Raw genomic sequence first — 17,804 nt, forward strand, 5'->3', positions numbered from 1 at the left:
TGATCGCACGAGGTCTCTATCCATGATCGTCGTAGGTGAGGTCAGGTCACCTGGAACGATACCGGGGGCATCCGTCAGGGACGACCTCGCGAGGTCGGTTGCCCTTCGTCACGAAAGGTCTTCCCGACCCGGTGCTCGCGTGTAAGACTGCACAGAAGATCGATCGAAACGGGGCACTATGCGTGAACCAGACACTGCACAGGTCGCCAAGACTTTCGACGCAATGGCGGCGCACTACGACCGACAGATCGGGCGCTTCGAACGCTTTGTGCTCGGTGACGCCCGGAAATGGGCCGTGGACCAGGCGCATGGCCGCGTGGTCGAGATCGCCGTGGGTACCGGACTGAACCTGCCTCTCTACGGAGACGACGTCGATTACGTCATCGGCGTGGACATCTCGACTGCGATGCTCGATCAGGCCAGGCTCAAGGTCTCCGAAGGAGTGAAGACCGAAGTCGACCTACGACTCGGAGACGTGCAAGCACTCGATGTTCCCGACGAGTGCGTGGACACGTTGGTCTCGACCTACGCCTTTTGCACGATCCCCGATCCGTACCGAGTTGCGAACGAAGCATTTCGAGTCCTGGTACCCGGTGGTCGATTCGTCCTCGCCGAGCACGGACCGAGCAAGAACGTTGTTGCTCGTACGTTGATGAAGGTCGTCGAACCGCTTTTTGTTCGGTTCGGTGCCGATCATCTCACCCGTGAACCGGTTGAATACCTCGAAAACGCCGGTTTCCTGATCGACGAGGTGCAGCGCAGCGGCCGGGGCGGAATCGTGTTTCGGGTCGTTGCGCGCAAGCCGGATCCCGAATGGACGGCACTCGGTCACTGATGTCGGAATGCCGTCCATCGGGGATTGCTCAGCCCAGGCGCTCCAGGATGGTCGCGTTGGCCAACCCACCTGCCTCACACATGGTCTGGAGTCCGTAGCGCGCGCCGCGCTGCTCCATCGCGTTGACCAGGGTGGTCATGATCCGCGTTCCGCTGCCGCCCAGTGGGTGGCCGAGCGCGATGGCGCCGCCGTGGACGTTGACCTTGGACAGGTCGACGCCGGTGTCCGCTGCCCACGAGAGGACCACTGGGGCAAAGGCCTCGTTGACCTCGAACAGATCTATGTCCGAGACCGTCAATCCCGCACGGGCCAGGACCTTCTGCGTAGCCGGGATGACCGCGGTGAGCATGTAGAGCGGATCGTCGCCGGCAACTGCGAAGCTGTGCAATCGTGCCTTCGGGGTGAGGCCGAGTTTCGCGGCGATCTCACTGGTCGTGATCATCACCGCCGAACTGCCGTCCGAAAGCGGGCTGCTGTTGCCCGCGGTGATGGACCAGTCGATCTGTGGGAATCGCTGTGCGTAGTAGTCGGATTTGAAGGCGATCCGTAGGCCGGCCAGGGTCTCGACCGTGGTGCCGGGGCGGATGGCCTCGTCGACCGACAGCTGCGGGAGCGTGGCGAGTTCCTTGGTGAAGTAACCACTCTCGGTTGCCAGCGCGGCTTTCCGATGACTCGACGCCGAGAACTCGTCGAGTTGGGTGCGGCTCAGTCCCCACTTGGCGGCGATCAATTCGGCGCTGATGCCCTGCGGTACCAGACCGTCCGGATAGCGCTCTTCGAAACCCACGCCGAGTGATTCGCGCCCGATGCTGCTCGAGCCCATAGGGACTCGGCTCATCGACTCGACTCCGGCAGCGACAACGATGTCGTACGCACCGGCAATGACGCCCTGAGCGGCAAAATGAACTGCTTGTTGGCTACTTCCACACTGTCGGTCGACGGTGGTTCCCGGTACCGACTCAGGGTAGCCTGCGGCGAGAAGGGCAGTGCGAGTGACATTCTGGCTCTGTTCACCGACTTGGCTTACCGCTCCACCGATGACGTCGTCGATCAATGCTGCATCGATTCCAGTGCGTTCGACTACCGCCTTGAGGCTGTGGGCGAGGAGGTCGACGGCGTTGATGCCGTGCAGGGCGCCGTTCGCCTTTCCCTTGCCGATCGGAGTGCGAACGGCTTCGACGATAACTGCGTCTCTCATGACAAATTCCTTTCAGGGATGGCGGATTCAACAGGGACAACCGGGGTGGGTGTGGTCGCAGGCGTCATTCCCAGTGATGCCAGGGCAGACACAAGCGCGACGGCAAAGATCACCCACCAGGCCTGGCGGAAGGTGTCGTAGTCGACAGCAGAGCCGAGAACCGCGATCAGAACGCTCACGCCGAGAACGGTTCCGATCTGTCGGCTCATGCTGACGATTGCGCTACCGGTGGCCGATCTGGCAGGTGCCAGATCCGCCGTGGCCTGCGACAGAATGGTCGGCAGGGCAAGACCGACACCGATCCCGGCGATGATCCAGCCTGGTAGGAGTCCGGTCGCGTAGTTGGGCGTCGTATCAACCGAGACGAGAACGAGTACGGTTCCGACTGCCCACAGAAGGCTGCCGAGTGCGGCGACGCGTCCCGCCGAGTACCTGCGCGTCAGCGATCCGCCGGCGATGGCGAACAGCGGAACGAGAAGTGGACCCGGTGAGACGGCGAAACCGGTTCGCAGAGCCGAGTATCCCCAGGCTTCCTGGAGCCACAGGATGTTCGAGAGAAGACCCGCGGCGAATGCTGCGCTGAACAGGATGGCGGTGACGTTGGACCAGGCAAACGAGCGGATCTTCAGAAGATCCGGAGCAATCAACGGAGTCCGGTGACGAGAGTTGCTCCACCAGAACGAGAGTAGTGTCACGGCGGCCACGGCGAAGGCGATCAGAACGCGATTGTCGGTCCATCCCCAGTCCGGACCCTGGACGAGTGCCAGGGCGAGAGAGCCGATTCCGACGGTGAGGAGGGCAGCGCCGACGAAGTCGATACCGGCATCGGGGTCCTTGTGTGTTGTATCCGGTACGAGTCGGACTGCGAAGTAGAGCAACACGATGCCCACTGGAACATTGATCAGGAAGACCCAGCGCCACGAGGCCTCTACGAGGATGCCGCCCACGACAGGGCCGAATGCAGCTGCTGCAGCGCCGGCGGCTGCCCAGATGCGAACGCCGGATTGACGTTTCGCGGCGGGAAGCGCATTGATCAGAAGCCCGAGGCTGGCCGGGGTGAGCGCAGCGGCGCCGACTGCCTGGACGATACGGAAGGCCACCAGTGCCCACAAGGACGGGCTGAAGGCACAGGCGGCGCTGGCGAGGGTGAACAGTGCGAGGCCGGCGATGAAGGCGCGCTTGTGCCCGATCCTGTCCGCCCAGCGTCCGAGGGGTATCAACAGTGCGGCGTAGACGATCGCGTAGCTGTTGAGGATCCAACTGAACTCGCCCAGCGAGTGACCTGGGTAGCTCTTGGCGATGTCGCCGAAGGCCACGTTGACCACAAAAAGATCGAGGCTGGCGACAAACGGCGCCCCCGACAGTATCGCGAGCAGGGGTCCGGTCCGCACCGGCTGGCTATGAAGTTCCATAGTCAGCAATCTAGACTCTGGCTATGGTTATGGCAAGCCAGGGGGTATGGTGAATTGCATGGACGCTGTACGACTGACCGGAGTGCTCGAAGATCGCGACGCCTGGCGGGCCACGCACTGTTCGATCGGGCGGGCCATGGAAGTGGTCGGCACTCGATCCGCGATGCTCATTCTGCGAGAGGCCTATTACGGCACAACGCGTTTCGACGACTTCGCGTCGCGAGTCGGCATCACCGAGGCGGTTGCGTCGGCGAGGCTGAAAGAACTCACTGAGGCGGGACTGTTCGAGCGTGTGCCGTACAAGGAGCCTGGAAAGCGGACGCGGCACGAGTATGTGCTCACCGAGAAGGGCCGTGACCTGCTGCCGGCGGTTCTCGCGCTGATGCAGTGGGGCGACAAGTATCTGCACGGCGGAAAAGGTGGACCGTTGGAGGTGGCCGACGACGCTACTGGTGAGCGCGTTCGCGTCGAGGTGCGCAGTGAGTCGGGTCGTGAAGTGCCTTTGGGGGAGTTGCGAGTCTCTGTCAACGAATCGCGTCGGCGGTTGCGCGAATAGCGATGCATCTCAACAGCTCTCGAGTGTAGGTCTTCTTGAAGTTGTCCGGTTTGTCTCTGGTTATCGAAAGTATGTTCGATTAAACTTTGAGCATGGACAGTCGGGAAGCATGGCAACTGGATAGCGAGGACCTCAAGGGTGAGGTTCTGGATCTGGTGCGCGCCCGACACGAGTTGCAGTCGCGGATGGTGTTGCTGATCGTGGAGATGTTTTCCCGTGAGGTTCTCGGCGGGAAGGGTTTTCGGGCGATCGCACAGTGGTTGCATGGTTCGACGAATCTGGAGATCGGTGAGTGCAGTCTGCTGGTCGGGTTGGCGCGGTTGTTGATGCTCGAACCTGTTGTCGGCGATGCGTTTCACCGTGGTGACGTGGATGCGTTGAAGGCGTGGCAGGTGGCGTCGTTCTGTCAGCATCCGCCGAAGAACATGACGCCGGCGGACGTGGAGACGGCTCGCGGGATCCTGCTTGGCCTGGCGTCGAAGAACATTGCGGATTGTGATGCGGTGCGAGTGGCGATCCGGCGGATCGAGAACCAGTACGGCAGGCGTGAGGACGGCGTCCCGGTGGGTGAGGATTCGGAGCGCAACGAGTTCTACGCCTCGAAAGGCTTGTACGGGCGGGTGACCGTGAAGGGTGATCTGGATGCTGTGAACGGGGCCCGGTTGATCACGTTGTTGTCGAGCCTGTCTGCGCCGACACCGGAAAAAGACGGCGTGAAGGACACACGCACGCCTGCATTACGGCGTGCGGATGGGTTCTGCGATTTACTGCAGCGGTACGAGCGGGCGGGGTTGGGTCCGATCGAGGGCGGAGTGAAACCGCACATCACGGTGACCGCGTCGGCAAAAGATATGACGGACCTTAAAGTTCTGAAAGACCTGTTGCCGTCCACCGAGGAACTGGGTTTCGCGTGGGCGGATTGGGTGGGCCCCATCAGTATCGATACCGCGCGGATGTTGGCGTGCGACTGCACCGTGACGCGGATTTTGTTGGACGAGAATGGTGTTCCGCTCGACTGCGGCAAGGAAGCGAGAACGGCGACGGTTCCGCAGCGGCGGGCGTTGGCGGTTCGTGATGGTGGTTGCGCGTTTCCGGGGTGCGGGACACCGCCGGGGTGGTGCGATGCCCATCATATTGTTCACTGGAACGATGGTGGCCCAACAGATCTCGACAATCTGACCTTGTTGTGCGGTCATCATCATCGAACGCTGCACCACACCGAATGGCGGGTCGAGATCGGCCCCGACCGAAAAACAGTGTTCTATCCACCGATGTCGATTGATCCGTATCAGCGGCCCATCGGCGGGAACAGTCCGCCCACCGCGGCGTGAATCGCGACAACTGAAGACGTGAGCACCGGGGCACAACCATGCCCCGGTGCTCGAGCTCGCGTTTGGGAGTCCCCGAGTTTGGGAGTTTTGTGGCAGGGCGTCAGCTCAGTGACTTCTTGAACCCGACATGGGAGGCCACAAATCCGAGTCGCTCGTAGAAGTCGTGAGCTTCCTTGCGAGTTTGATCCGAGGTGAGCTGCGCCAGAAACGCGCCGCGCCGGGCACCTTCTTCGCAGGCCCATCGGATCATCGAACTGCCGATGCCTTTACTTCGGTAGTCCTCGTGGACGCGAACAGCTTCGATCTGCAGTCGCGTGGCACCCATCCGGCTCATACCCGGAATGAAGGTCAATTGCATTGTGCCGATTACCGCGTCGCCGACCAGAACGGTGACGAGAAGTTGAGCCGGATCCTCGTCGATTCGCTTGAACGCGTCCTCGTAGATCGTTCGGGCTTCGGGGTTGGTCGTCTCCCGGGTGCTGCCGATCGGGTCGTCGGCGAGCAAGTCGATCAGTGCCTCCACGTGTCGAATCTCGGCCCGCGTGAGGGTGTACTCCACTCCGCCGGACTGAAATGACGTCGCAATCATCGATGCTCCCCTGAAGAAGAATGAATGTCTGAAATGTCAGACTCTCACGAGTCTCCTCCAGCGCACTCGATCACGTCCAAAAACGCATGAGGGCGTTACCGAGCATGGCGTAGTAGTCGGACACACCGCTCAATTCGAAGGTCCAGTAGATCGCGTCGAAGAAGACGACATTGATCTGTGGGACGAACAGGAGCGCAACCAGCAGGAGCAGTCCGTACGGCTTGAACTGGTCGAGTTGGTGCCGTGTATTGGGTGCGAGGTAGGGCTCCAGCGCGTTGTAACCGTCCAGACCCGGGACTGGGAGCAGGTTCAAAACTGTTGCCATGACCTGCAAGAAAGCCAGGAAACTGAGGCCGGCCCAGAACGTCAGATGCTCGGCCGATGAGCCGTACGTACGTATGACGACGAGGAGGATCACGGCGGCGACGGCATTCGTGAACGGACCGGCGAGCGATATTCGGGCCTGCACCTTGGGCGGGAACATCCCGGTGCGCAGGTACACGGCGCCGCCGGGAAGCCCGATGCCGCCCAATGCGATGAACAGCACCGGCAGACCGATCGAGAGCATCGGATGGCTGTACTTGAGCGGGTTGAGCGTCAGGTAGCCACGAGCCTCGACGTCGGTGTCTCCATGACGCCACGCCAGATAGGCATGCGCGAATTCGTGCAAGCAGAGCGTGACCACCCAGCCGGCAACCACGAGGACAAAAACACCCGCGCGGCCCGCGATGGAACCCCACGTCGAGTTCCAAGCGACGATTCCGGCGATGACAGTGATCGCAACGACGCCGAGGAAGACAGGGCTCGGCCGAACCGCCGACCGTGCTGCTCCGGTTCTCACCTGACCAACAACCAAGTCTTGTCGTGCCGGTAGAAGGTCGAACGCTTCAGATCGCGTGGGTTGGCCACCCCGTCGCGAACCAGTCGCGCTGCCGGCGAGCCCAGTTGAATGGCTCGGCCTTCCAGCCAGCGTCGCCCGCTCCAGCGGCTCTTGCGGTCGACTGATGCCTTGATCCCGGGGAGCTTGGGGCTCGGCACTATCCGGATGCCGGGGACTGTGCCGGAGAACAGCTTGTTGTCGTCGACGTAGGCCTCGCCGATCAGTTCGTCTGCATCCGCCGGACCCGTGACAGTTGCTGCACCTACCAGCGCGATTCCGGCGTCGTCGCGAATGAGCGGCACGGTGTGGACTGTGCCTTTCAAGGCCGTGCGCGCAGCTCGTGCACCGGTCGCGAGTTTGTACGCGTCGGTTGCGTCGGACCTGTTCTCGGTGACGTAGGCGAGTTCGACGTTGAGTCGCTCCAATCGCATCAACCGCGTCAATGCCGCGGCAAACGCGCCGTCGTTACCCACGACGATCAAGCGAGGCTCCGTCACGACCTGCAGTTGGGACAGTGCCTCGTCGAAGTCTTGCTTCTCCGGAAGTTCAGGGACAGTGAACGACGTGAGTTCACCCAGGGGGAGTGGAACCGGCGAATCGCCACATTTGAGCACCACAGGGGTCAAAGCCACTCCTAGCTCGATCAAGACTTCTTCTCGGGTAGTGGGACCTCGCCACCCTTCCCCGAAATGGCCGTCCGAATCACTGCCGACGATCTTAGTGCGAGTCTCTGTGTCGACTCGCAATCGTGATGGTCACCGGCCAAATTCTGGACCGTCAGGTCTGGTCTGATGCTCTGGGCTAGACTGCTCCTTCGGTCACTGCAACAGTTCGGCGCTGCATCATGTGCGCGGAAGCCAGGCAGTACCAATGCGGCGGGACAACTGCTGCACGTCGACCGTAGGAGACAACGTCATGCCGGCAATCGTCCTGATCGGCGCCCAGTGGGGCGACGAAGGTAAGGGCAAAGCTACAGATCTACTGGGCGAGCAGCTTCAGTGGGTCGTGCGATACCAGGGCGGTAACAACGCCGGACACACCGTGGTTCTGCCGAACGGTGACAAGTTCGCACTGCACCTCATCCCGTCCGGAATCCTCACCCCCGCCGTCAACAACGTCATCGGTAACGGTGTCGTCGTCGACCCGGGTGTGTTGTTGACCGAATTGGCAGGCCTGGAAGAGCGCGGCGTGGACACGTCCCGCCTGCTGCTTTCTGCTGATGCGCACCTGATCATGCCGTACCACGTGGCCATCGACAAGGTCACCGAACGCTTCCTGGGAGCGAAGAAGATCGGCACGACCGGCCGCGGTATCGGCCCGTGCTACCAGGACAAGATCGCCCGTGTCGGTGTCCGTGCCGCGGACGTCCTTGACGAGAAGATCCTGACCCAGAAGGTCGAAGCAGCACTCGAATTCAAGAACCAGGTGCTGGTCAAGATCTACAACCGCAAGGCACTCGACCCGCAGCAGGTCGTCGAAGAGGTACTGACGCAGGCCGAGGGTTTCAAGCACCGCATCTCGGACACGCGCCTGGAACTCAACCTCGCCCTCGAGCGCGGCGAGACCGTTCTGCTCGAAGGTTCGCAGGGCACTCTGCTGGACGTCGACCACGGCACGTACCCGTACGTGACCTCGTCCAACCCCACTTCGGGTGGTGCGGCGGTCGGTTCGGGAATCGGTCCCACCAAGATCACCACCGTGCTCGGCATCCTGAAGGCGTACACGACGCGTGTCGGTTCCGGTCCGTTCCCGACGGAGCTGTTCGACGATCACGGCGCATACCTGGCGAAGCAGGGCGGCGAGGTCGGTGTCACCACCGGACGCGCTCGTCGTACGGGATGGTTCGACGCTGTCATCGCGCGCTACGCGACGCGCGTCAACGGCATCACCGACTACTTCCTCACCAAGCTGGACGTGCTGAGCAGCCTCGACACCGTGCCGATCTGTGTCGCGTACGAGGTGGATGGTGTCCGCCACGACGAAATGCCGATGTCACAGAGCGACATTCACCACGCCAAGCCCATCTACGAAGAGATGCCCGGCTGGTGGGAAGACATCTCGGAGGCTCGCACCTTCGAGGAACTGCCGCAGAATGCGCAGAACTACGTGCTTAGGCTCGAAGAGCTTTCGGGTGCGTTCATCTCCTGCATCGGTGTCGGCCCCGGCCGCGACGAAACGATCGTCCGGCGCGAGATCGTCCGCTAGTTCGTTCCCTCGAAATCCCCGCTCATGCAAGCATGAGCGGGGATTTCGTGTTTCAAGCCAGCTTCGACAAGTGCGCGGTGACAGTCTTCCAGTCGGGAAACTTGGTGCTGCCGAACTTGATCCACTCGCCCTCGAATCGATCTGCTCCGTTTGCTCCGCGGTCGTCGACGAGGTAGTCGCCACGATTGAGGTGTTTGTGGTGCGAGAGGATCAGACGTTTGTATGCGACGCTGCCTTCCTCCATTCCGAGGTGCTCTTGTACCCACAGAACCTTGTCGTGCCAGGCTGTGGCGTTCTTCCACGGCGCTGTCGAGAGGATGTAGGTGTCGAACTGCTGTGCCAGTTGGTGGTAGGCGTCGATAGCGCCGTCGAGAGGATCCATGCGAGAGAAGATGTGCGGCGCTTCGTCGAGGTCGTTCTGGTACTTCTCTCGGACGCCGTGGGTCAGGCGATCGATGCCCGACTGGAAGTTGACCAAGGTGTTGTCGAGATCGATATAGAGAATCTTTTTGGAAGCCGGCATGGGAACCCTCTCTGGAGACTTTCTGAGTGCGAAAAGAGTCCAGTTTTACGCAACTGGACTGAGATCAGTGAATTCTTCCCCCTGATCACAATCGCACGGGGGTCTCACAGCGTCGTTCTCGCGGTCTGAAGTCTTGTCGTGGAAGATGCCGCCGAGGGGTGCTGCCAGGCGAAACTGCTCCAAACGAATGTATGTACCTTCACCTTCAGCGGGCGCGAAGAAGTAGACGAGTGCCACGAAGAGTCCGATGCCGATCAGGGTTGCGAAGGTAGTCATGGACATATGATCAACTCGACTGGTATTGAGTTACATAGCCAAGTTGTCGATACTGGACTGCATGATGACTCGAGTTCTCGGTGCCCGTTCGCTTGCGCGCGATCTGGGATCCTGGCAGGAAGAGTCCGGACGCAGGCCCGCGTACCGTGCGCTTGCCGACGGTATCCGCCTGCTCGTGCACGACGGTCGCGTTCCGCTGGGAGTCGCACTGCCGAGTGAGCGTGAACTTGCGGCGGTACTCGAACTCAGTCGAACCACGATCACGTCGTCGTACTCGGTGCTGCGAGACGAGGGGTACCTGATCAGCAGGCAGGGGTCGCGAAGCACCGTGGCATTGCCTGCCGGCGCGCGGCCGAACGGGTTGATGTTCCGCTCCCATCAACCCGGGCCGAGTGGACCCGTCGTCGACCTCAGTTACGCGGCGATGGCAGCTCCCGCCGCTCAGGTCGAACTGGCGTATGCGTCTGCGCTGCAGGAACTTCCGAACTTCCTGCCCACGCACGGGATGGAACCGGTCGGGATCGCCGACTTGCGTGACGTGATCGCGCAGCGCTACACGGCGCGGGGTCTTCCCACCACCGCCGAACAGATCATGGTGACCTCGGGTGCGCAGCATGCGCTTCGATTGTTGCTGTCGGTGCTCACCTCACCCGGCGAGCGAGTGCTGGTCGATCATCCGACGTACCCCAATGCGCTGGAAGCGATTCGGCGAAACGGCGCTCGGCCCGTACCGGTTCCGGTCCGACCGGAGTTCGCGGCAGCCGGAGCCTGGGATCTCGACGGGATTCGAAGTGCAGCAAGGCAAACCGCAGCCAGAATGGCATACCTGATCCCTGACTTTCACAACCCGACCGGCCTCTGCATGGACTCTTCCGGCCGCGCCGAGCTTGCGAAGATTGCGCACGAAACGCGAATGACTCTGGTCGTCGACGAGACGATGGTGGATCTGTGGCTCGACGCACCACCGCCGGCGCCGGTCGCCTCACATGGGCGAGGCGCAGCGAAAACCGAAGTGGTGACGCTCGGTTCGACCGCGAAGTCGCTGTGGGGCGGGCTACGTGTCGGTTGGATTCGCGCCGATGCCGCGCTCATCACCCAGTTGGTGGGGGCGCGTGCCGCGGTCGACCTCGGTACTCCCGTCATGGATCAGTTGGCAGCCGCCTACTTGCTCGCCGACGACCGCTCGTTGCTCGAACAGCGTCGCGAAGTTCTGCGAGAACAGCGTGCGGTACTCCTCGGTGCGGTGGCCGAGCATCTGCCGGACTGGCGTCCCACCATCGGTTCCGGCGGAATGTCGGTCTGGATGCGAATGTCCGCGCCCGTCTCGACGGCGTTGGCGGCGGTGGCACCCAACTTCGGCGTACTCCTTGCCGCCGGCCCCCGTTTCGGCGTAGAAGGTGCGTTCGAACGATTCATCCGCGTGCCGTACGCACGTTCTCCCGAGGACCTCATTCGCGGCGTTGCGTCCATCGCCGCTGCGTACGACACTCTCGCGACGGATCGCGACACGGCAGACCAACGAATGGTCGTCGTCTGAGAACTGGGTACACACCCTGAAAGTGGTGTGAAACCAGGAGGTAGGGCATGACGGCGGTAGACGGTACAGGCGCAGCGGGAACCAGTGCGGCGGAAGCGCTCGCAGAACGATTGTTCGCGGCCACGCTCGGGGCATCGGAACTGCAGGCCGTGTATCTGGGCGACCGGTTGGGCTGGTACCGCGCGCTGAGCGATCACGGCCCGCTCACGTCGACGGAGCTGGCGGACCGGACAGGGACCGTCGAAAGATATGCGCGGGAGTGGCTCGAGCAGCAGGCCGTCGCCGGTTATGTGGACGTCAATTCGGATGCCGATCGCCGGTACAGCCTGCCGCAGGCCCACGCCGATGTTCTGGTCGACGACGAGAACCTTCTTTTCCTGGCGCCGTTGGCGAGGCTGTTCGTCGCGACGACGTCGTCGATGCCACGTCTACTCGACGCTTATCGTCACGGCGGGGGAGTCACGTGGGAATCGATGGGCCCCGATGCTCGCGAGGGTCAGGCACTGCTGAACCGGCCGATGTATCTCCAGCAGCTCTGTCAGCAGTTTCTGCCGGTAGTCACCGACCTGCACGCCACACTTACGGACGGCGGGCAGGTCGCTGATCTCGGGATGGGGGAGGGCTGGTCGTCGATCGCGCTCGCCCTCGGATACCCGAAGATCGAAGTGCACGGCTTCGACGTCGACGCGGCGTCGGTGAACGCTGCCCGTCGTAACGCTCATGATCGGGGGGTGGACGACCGCGTGCATTTCTCGTTGGTCGACGTCGCCGGACAGGCTCCTGAGGCCGGGCGAGCCGATGCCGGGACCTACGACGCCGTCTTCGCTTTCGAGTGCCTTCACGACGTTCCGGATCCGGTGGGTTTTCTGTCCACGGCTCGGGCGATTGCCCAGCCGGGCGCTCCGGTGATCGTGATGGACGAACGAACGGCGGATGAGTTCGATCCCGAGGCGGGTCCGATCGAGCAATTGCTGTACGGATTTTCGCTGACCTGCTGCTTACCGGACAGTCTTTCGCATCCGGGAAGCATTGCCACCGGGACGGTGATGAGGCACTCGACACTCGAAAGCTATGCCAAGGCGGCAGGTTTCGAGCGGGTGGACGTGCTGCCGATCGAGCACGAGATGTTCAGGTTCTACAGGTTGGGCTGACGCCCCGTGCGCCTTTTTGGTTGCAGTAACTACCAAAAAGGCGCACAGGGGCCGAAGGCCCTAGGTCCAGACCGTATCGATATCCGTCGCCTCACGCGCTGGCGCAGCAGGCGTCGTGGTGGGCGTGCGCGAGAAGCGCGGTGCGGGAGCATGCTGGGTGACGCCGTCCAGTTCGATGAGCGAACCGCGGGCTGCGATGTGTTCGTTGGACGGAGCCTCGGCGAAAGTCAGGACAGGGGAGACGCAGGCGTCGGTGCCGAGGAAGATCTTGGCCCACTCGTCGCGAGTCTTGGACAGGAACTTTTCGGTGAAGAGCTTCTTCATGTCGTCCCACTTGGACGTGTCCATCTGGTGAGGGAGCGTCGCGGGATCGAGTTCGAGGCCCTCGAGCAGCAATGCGTAGAACTGCGGTTCGATGGATCCGACGGCCATGTACTTGCCGTCGGAGGTCTCGTAGGTGTCGTAGAACGGAGCGCCGGTGTCGAGGAGATTGACGCCGCGCTCGTCGGACCAGACGCCGCGACCGCGGAATGCCCACATCATGTGGGAGAGCGCGAGGGTTCCGTCGACCATTGCCGCGTCGACGACCTGGCCCTTACCGGACGTCGAGCGCTCGACGAGAGCCGACAGAATGCCGAAGATCAGGAACATGGAACCGCCGCCGAAATCGCCGACCATGTTGAGCGGCGGCACGGGACGTTCACCCTTGCGTCCGATGGCGTTGAGGACACCGGTCAGTGAGATGTAGTTGATATCGTGACCGGCGGCGTTGGCGAGCGGTCCTTCCTGTCCCCAGCCCGTCATACGGGCGTAGACGAGGCGCGGATTGCGCTCCGAGACCACGTCGGGTCCGAGTCCCATGCGTTCCATGACGCCGGGGCGGAAACCCTCGATGAGGACGTCGGCGCGGCCCAGGAGATCGAGCACTTTCGCGACGTCGGCCGGGTCCTTCAGGTTGGCCTCGACGATGCGGCGGCCGCGCTTGATCTGGTCGGTTGCGTTCGAGTCCTGCGGAATCTGCCCTGCGCGCTGCACGATGACGATGTCGGCGCCCATGTCCGCCAACAGTGTCGCGGCGTGCGGGCCCGGTCCCAATCCAGCGAATTCCACGATCCGAATGCCCGCGAGCGGGCCCTTCTTCTCCACAGCTTCTGCAGACACACGCACTCCCAATTCAGACGGTGACAACACTTCTGACCCGACGGTAACGTGTCGAATCGATCAGGTGTGCTCCGGGGCACTGTGTCCACCGAGGGAGGCGCCGATCACTAGACGGCGGCACCCTCGAACTGAGCGTTGTAGAGACGGAAGTACGCGCCCGCCGCTGCGATGAGTTCGTCGTGTGTGCCCTGCTCGACGATCTTGCCCGCCTCCATCACGACGATCAGATCGGCGTTACGGATGGTCGAAAGCCGGTGCGCGATGATGAAGCTGGTCCGCCCGACGCGCAACGCGGACATTGCTTGCTGCACAAGCTGTTCCGTACGTGTGTCGACCGAGCTCGTCGCCTCGTCGAGAATCAGCAGCGACGGCTCCGACAGGAATGCACGAGCGATCGTGATGAGCTGCTTCTCGCCGGAGCTGATGTTCGACGCCTCCTCGTCCAGCACGGTGTCGTACCCGTCCGGGAGGGTGTGGATGAAGCGGTCGACGAAGGCAGCGCGTGCGGCTTCGTGAATCTCGTATTCGCTGGCGTCGAGTCGGCCGTATGCGATGTTGTCGCGGATCGTGCCGCCGAAGAGCCAGGTGTCCTGCAGAACCATGCCGACGTGCTTGCGCAAGTCGGAGCGGCGCATCTGCGAGATGTCGACGTCGTCGAGAGTGATTCGGCCGGAGTCGACTTCGTAGAAGCGCATGAGCAGGTTGACCAAGGTGGTCTTGCCGGCACCGGTGGGCCCGACGATGGCGACCATCTGCCCGGGCCGGGCCGTGAGGTACACGTTCTCGATCAACGGCTTGTCCGGCTCGTACCGGAACGAGACGTTCTCGAACTCGATGTGACCGACGTTGCGATGACGTCCGGCGGGCTCGGGGAGGAGCGGCACGTCGATGTCGGGCGACTGCTCGGGTTCGTCGAGAAGCTCGAAGACCCGCTCCGCCGACGCGGCTCCGGACTGCAGGCTGGTCGACATGGACGCGATCTGCGTCAGTGGCTGGCTGAACTGGCGCGAATAGACGATGAAGGCCTGAACGTCACCGAGTGACATGTTGCCGCTGGCGACCTTGAGAGCGCCGACCACAGCGAGCAGCACGTAGGTGATGTTTCCGACGAAGTTCATGACCGGCATGATCAGGCTGGAGAGGAACTGTGCGCCGAAGGACGCGTCGAGGAGCTTCTTGTTCTGCTCGGCGAATTCACGCTCGGCTTCGGCCTGATGCCCGTACACGCGTACCAGGTCGCGACCGCTGTAGTTCTCCTCGATCTGCGCGTTGATCTTGCCCGTCTCGGTCCACTGAGCCTTGTACAACACCTGTGCTCGCTTGGCGACCCTGGCAACGAGGAGCACCGATACCGGCACCGCGATCAGTGCGATCAGGGCGAGCATCGGAGAGATGACGAACATCATCGTCAGGACGCCGAGGACGGTGAGCACCGACGTCAGGAGCGAGGTCAACGTCGACGACAGCGTCGACGAGATGTTGTCGATGTCGTTGGTGACGCGGCTGAGGATCTCGCCGCGCGGTGTCTTGTCGAAATACGGAAGGGGGAGACGGTGAAGCTTCGCCTCCACCGAGGCACGCAGGTTGTAGATGGTCTTCTGGACGATGATGTTGAGGAGGAATGCTTCCAACCAGGCAAGCAGCGACGAGAGCAAGTACACGCCGATCGCGAGCATGACGACTTTGCCGATGGCGTCGAAGTTCAGACCCACACCGGGAACGACGTCGGTCGAGTTGGCGACAAGATCGGCGAACGTCGAATTCCCTGATGCCCGGATGGCGTCTGCGGCCTGCTCGCGGGTCAGTCCGGCGGGCAGGCTCTTGCCGATGAACCCGGCGAAGATGAGGTCTGTCGCGTGACCGAGGATTTTCGGCACTGCGACCGACAGCGCGATGCTGGCGATCGTCGCAACGACGACACAGAAGACTGCAAACTTGTGCGGCTGCAGAAGCGAGAGAAGCCGCTTCATCGTCGCCTTGAAGTGGCGAGGTTTGGTGTCCGTCGCGGTCAGCGCGGGCTTCGGCTCTTTGTCGGGGGTCTCGGGGTTACTCGACTTCGCATCCCCGTCCGCGGATTCAGGTTCGCTCGGGATCTTGGCGAACACCACCGTCGGGGCATCGTCGAAGTACTGGCTGTTGGGGCCGCCCCATGTCGGGTCCTGCGGGCTGGTCATGCGCTCATCTCCGCGGGAATCTGGGAAGCCACGATCTCTTGGTACGTCGGACAGTTGGCCAGAAGGAACTGATGGTCGCCGAGGCCGACCGGCGCACCGTCTTCGAGGACCATGATCTGGTCGGCATCGATGATCGACGCGACGCGCTGAGCCACGATGATGACCGTCGAATGAGTCGAAACCGTCCGGAGTTCGCGTCGGACCGCGGCGTCCGTATGCATGTCGAGAGCGGAGAACGAATCGTCGAAGACGAAGATCCGGGGTCTGCGGACCACCGCTCTGGCGATGGCGAGACGTTGTTTCTGTCCGCCCGAGAGATTGCCGCCGCCCTGCGCGATCGGTGACTCGAGACCGTCGGAGAGTTCCCGGACGAAGTCGTCTGCCTGGGCGATGGTGAGGGCTGCCCAGATGTCGTCGTCGGTGGCGGTCGGGTTTCCGTAGCGGATATTGCTCGCGATCGTGCCGGCGAACAGATAGGCCTTCTGGGGCACGTATCCGAAGTTGGCGAAGAGTTCGTCCTGATCCCAGCCACGGACGTCCAAGCCGTCGACCAAGACGGCGCCGGCCGTGACGTCGAACAGTCGGGGGATGAGTGAGACGAGGGTCGATTTGCCACTACCGGTACTGCCGACGATCGCGGTGACCGTTCCTGGCATGCATCGCATCGAGACATTCGACAGGACCGGCGTTTCAGCTCCCGGATACGTGAATCCGGCTCCACCGAACTCGACCACGCCGTAGGGGCTGGTCGGGCGAAGGGGCTGGGCCGGCGCGGGCACGGTCGGCTCGGTGTCGAGTACTTCGGTGATGCGGTCGGCGCACACGGCCGCGCGGGGGATCACGACGGCCAACATGGTCGCCATGACCACGGACATCAGGATCTGCATGACGTAGGCGAGGAAGGCGCTGATCTGGCCGATCTGCATGTCTCCGGTATCGACCAGATGCGCGCCGAACCACAGCACCGCGACGCTCGACAGGTTGGCGATCAACATGACGGTGGGCAGCAGAACCGCCTGGTACCGGCCGATGAGGAGCGAAGTGTCGGTCAGTTCCTTGTTGGCCTTGTCGAAGCGGATCGTTTCGTCGGGTTCGCGAACGAAGGCGCGAATGACACGCATACCGGTGAGCTGTTCGCGCAGTGATCGATTGATGTTGTCGATCCGCGTCTGCATCGTCCGGAAATGCGGGATCAGCTTGGCCACCACGACCGAGACGGTGATGCCGAGCAGTGGTACCGAAATCGTCAGGAGCCAGGACATCTGCAGGTTCTCGCGCAGAGCCATGATGATGCCGCCGATGCACATAAGTGGGGCGCTGACGAGCATCGAGGACGTCAGCATGACCAGGGCCTGGATCTGCAGGACGTCGTTGGTGTTGCGTGTGATCAGCGTCGGCGCACCGAAACTGTTGAATTCGCGATCCGAGAAACTGCCGACTGCCTTGTAAAAGGCGCCTCGAACGTCGTGGCCGAAGCCCATCGACGATTTTGCAGCCAGATAGGTCGATGCGACCGACGCGATGATCGACGCAAGCGAGACCAGGAGCATGATCCCGCCGGTGGACATGATGAATCCGGTGTCGCCTCGGGCGACGCCGTCGTCGATGATCCGCGCGTTGAGTGTGGGGAGGACCAACGACGCGATGGCCCCGAAGAGTTGCAGTGCGAGGACCCCGGCAAGCAACCAGCGGTACGGCGGCAGGTACGTCTTGAGGAGTTTTGCTAGCACGACGGTTCCCGGTGAGTTGCCTCGGTTGCCACTCGTTCGCGATTGATCACACGCACACGGTATGACAGATCGCGGTCGAGGTTGGCACCGACTCTGACGATTGCATCCTTTTGTCCTAATTGACTGTGATCTCGAACACACTCGAATTCGAGATTGGATTCAGGTCACAGCACCTGAACTGCAGGTTTACATATTCATCCAATGTGTCACGTTTTCGATTGGACAGAAACAAACTGGACGTACGTA

Annotated in this window: 16 protein-coding genes; 6 read left to right on the forward strand and 10 right to left on the reverse strand. The window is 62.2% G+C overall.

From position 1 onward, the window contains the following. Positions 1–178: 178 nt before the first annotated feature. The gene (locus tag BH682_RS07085; RefSeq protein WP_075832530.1) at positions 179–835 is read left to right on the forward strand and encodes a class I SAM-dependent methyltransferase; all 657 of its coding nucleotides are present in this window, start codon (positions 179–181) and stop codon (positions 833–835) included. A gap of 28 nt (positions 836–863) precedes the next feature. Here BH682_RS07085 and BH682_RS07090 read toward each other — a convergent pair whose 3' ends face one another. Beyond that, entirely contained in the window at positions 864–2,033 is a 1,170-nt protein-coding gene (locus tag BH682_RS07090; protein WP_075832532.1) for a thiolase family protein, read from the reverse strand. Further along, positions 2,030–3,445 (reverse strand): MFS transporter, encoded by a 1,416-nt coding sequence (locus BH682_RS07095; protein ID WP_042452157.1) that lies wholly within the window; start codon positions 3,443–3,445, stop codon positions 2,030–2,032. The genes BH682_RS07090 and BH682_RS07095 overlap by 4 nt, the downstream gene beginning before the upstream one ends. Before the next feature lie 58 nt (positions 3,446–3,503). Here BH682_RS07095 and BH682_RS07100 point away from each other — a divergent pair, with 58 nt between their 5' ends. Beyond that, complete coding sequence (locus BH682_RS07100) at positions 3,504–4,001, forward strand: winged helix-turn-helix transcriptional regulator (protein ID WP_003944415.1); 498 nt, start codon at positions 3,504–3,506, stop codon at positions 3,999–4,001. 92 nt (positions 4,002–4,093) lie between these two features. Beyond that, complete coding sequence (locus BH682_RS07105) at positions 4,094–5,332, forward strand: HNH endonuclease signature motif containing protein (protein WP_075832534.1); 1,239 nt, start codon at positions 4,094–4,096, stop codon at positions 5,330–5,332. Between the two features lie 100 nt (positions 5,333–5,432). Here BH682_RS07105 and BH682_RS07110 read toward each other — a convergent pair whose 3' ends face one another. From BH682_RS07110 to BH682_RS07120, 3 genes are all read right to left on the reverse strand, one after another. Then, positions 5,433–5,921: a GNAT family N-acetyltransferase gene (locus tag BH682_RS07110; protein WP_007726792.1), complete on the reverse strand. Its 489-nt coding sequence runs from the start codon at positions 5,919–5,921 to the stop codon at positions 5,433–5,435. Positions 5,922–5,991: 70 nt separating this feature from the next. Further along, positions 5,992–6,762, reverse strand: coding sequence for a site-2 protease family protein (locus BH682_RS07115; RefSeq protein WP_075832536.1), 771 nt, complete (start codon positions 6,760–6,762; stop codon positions 5,992–5,994). Next, the gene (locus BH682_RS07120) at positions 6,759–7,433 is read right to left on the reverse strand and encodes a hypothetical protein (RefSeq protein WP_080961056.1); all 675 of its coding nucleotides are present in this window, start codon (positions 7,431–7,433) and stop codon (positions 6,759–6,761) included. Before BH682_RS07120 ends, BH682_RS07115 begins: the two co-directional genes overlap by 4 nt. Before the next feature lie 283 nt (positions 7,434–7,716). Between BH682_RS07120 and BH682_RS07125 the strand changes: the two genes are divergently transcribed. Next, positions 7,717–9,006: an adenylosuccinate synthase gene (locus BH682_RS07125; protein ID WP_003944351.1), complete on the forward strand. Its 1,290-nt coding sequence runs from the start codon at positions 7,717–7,719 to the stop codon at positions 9,004–9,006. 52 nt (positions 9,007–9,058) lie between these two features. Here the strand turns inward: BH682_RS07125 and BH682_RS07130 are convergent, their stop codons facing one another. Further along, on the reverse strand, positions 9,059–9,529 hold the full coding sequence (locus tag BH682_RS07130) for a 5' nucleotidase, NT5C type (RefSeq protein ID WP_075832538.1): 471 nt from the start codon (positions 9,527–9,529) through the stop codon (positions 9,059–9,061). 45 nt (positions 9,530–9,574) lie between these two features. Next, complete coding sequence (locus BH682_RS07135) at positions 9,575–9,805, reverse strand: hypothetical protein (protein WP_003944349.1); 231 nt, start codon at positions 9,803–9,805, stop codon at positions 9,575–9,577. 61 nt (positions 9,806–9,866) lie between these two features. Here BH682_RS07135 and yczR point away from each other — a divergent pair, with 61 nt between their 5' ends. Both yczR and BH682_RS07145 read left to right on the forward strand, forming a co-directional pair. Then, positions 9,867–11,342, forward strand: coding sequence for a MocR-like transcription factor YczR (gene yczR, locus BH682_RS07140; RefSeq protein WP_019749471.1), 1,476 nt, complete (start codon positions 9,867–9,869; stop codon positions 11,340–11,342). Positions 11,343–11,389: 47 nt separating this feature from the next. Beyond that, positions 11,390–12,493, forward strand: coding sequence for a class I SAM-dependent methyltransferase (locus tag BH682_RS07145; protein ID WP_054781779.1), 1,104 nt, complete (start codon positions 11,390–11,392; stop codon positions 12,491–12,493). A gap of 60 nt (positions 12,494–12,553) precedes the next feature. On the opposite strand, the gene BH682_RS07150 is transcribed toward BH682_RS07145, so the two are convergent. The 3 genes from BH682_RS07150 to BH682_RS07160 form a co-directional block, all read right to left on the reverse strand. Beyond that, positions 12,554–13,654 carry a CaiB/BaiF CoA transferase family protein gene (locus BH682_RS07150; protein ID WP_042924245.1) on the reverse strand — a complete coding sequence of 367 codons (1,101 nt, stop codon included), beginning with the start codon at positions 13,652–13,654 and terminating at the stop codon, positions 12,554–12,556. 107 nt (positions 13,655–13,761) lie between these two features. Next, positions 13,762–15,828, reverse strand: a complete 2,067-nt coding sequence (locus BH682_RS07155) for an ABC transporter ATP-binding protein (protein WP_003944426.1) — start codon at positions 15,826–15,828, stop codon at positions 13,762–13,764. Continuing rightward, entirely contained in the window at positions 15,825–17,558 is a 1,734-nt protein-coding gene (locus tag BH682_RS07160; RefSeq protein WP_021333951.1) for an ABC transporter ATP-binding protein, read from the reverse strand. The genes BH682_RS07155 and BH682_RS07160 overlap by 4 nt, the downstream gene beginning before the upstream one ends. Between the last annotated feature and the right edge of the window lie 246 nt (positions 17,559–17,804).

Origin of the sequence: Rhodococcus sp. YL-1 (assembly GCF_001942025.1) — a bacterium.
GTDB classification, from domain to species: Bacteria; Actinomycetota; Actinomycetes; order Mycobacteriales; family Mycobacteriaceae; genus Rhodococcus_F; species Rhodococcus_F qingshengii.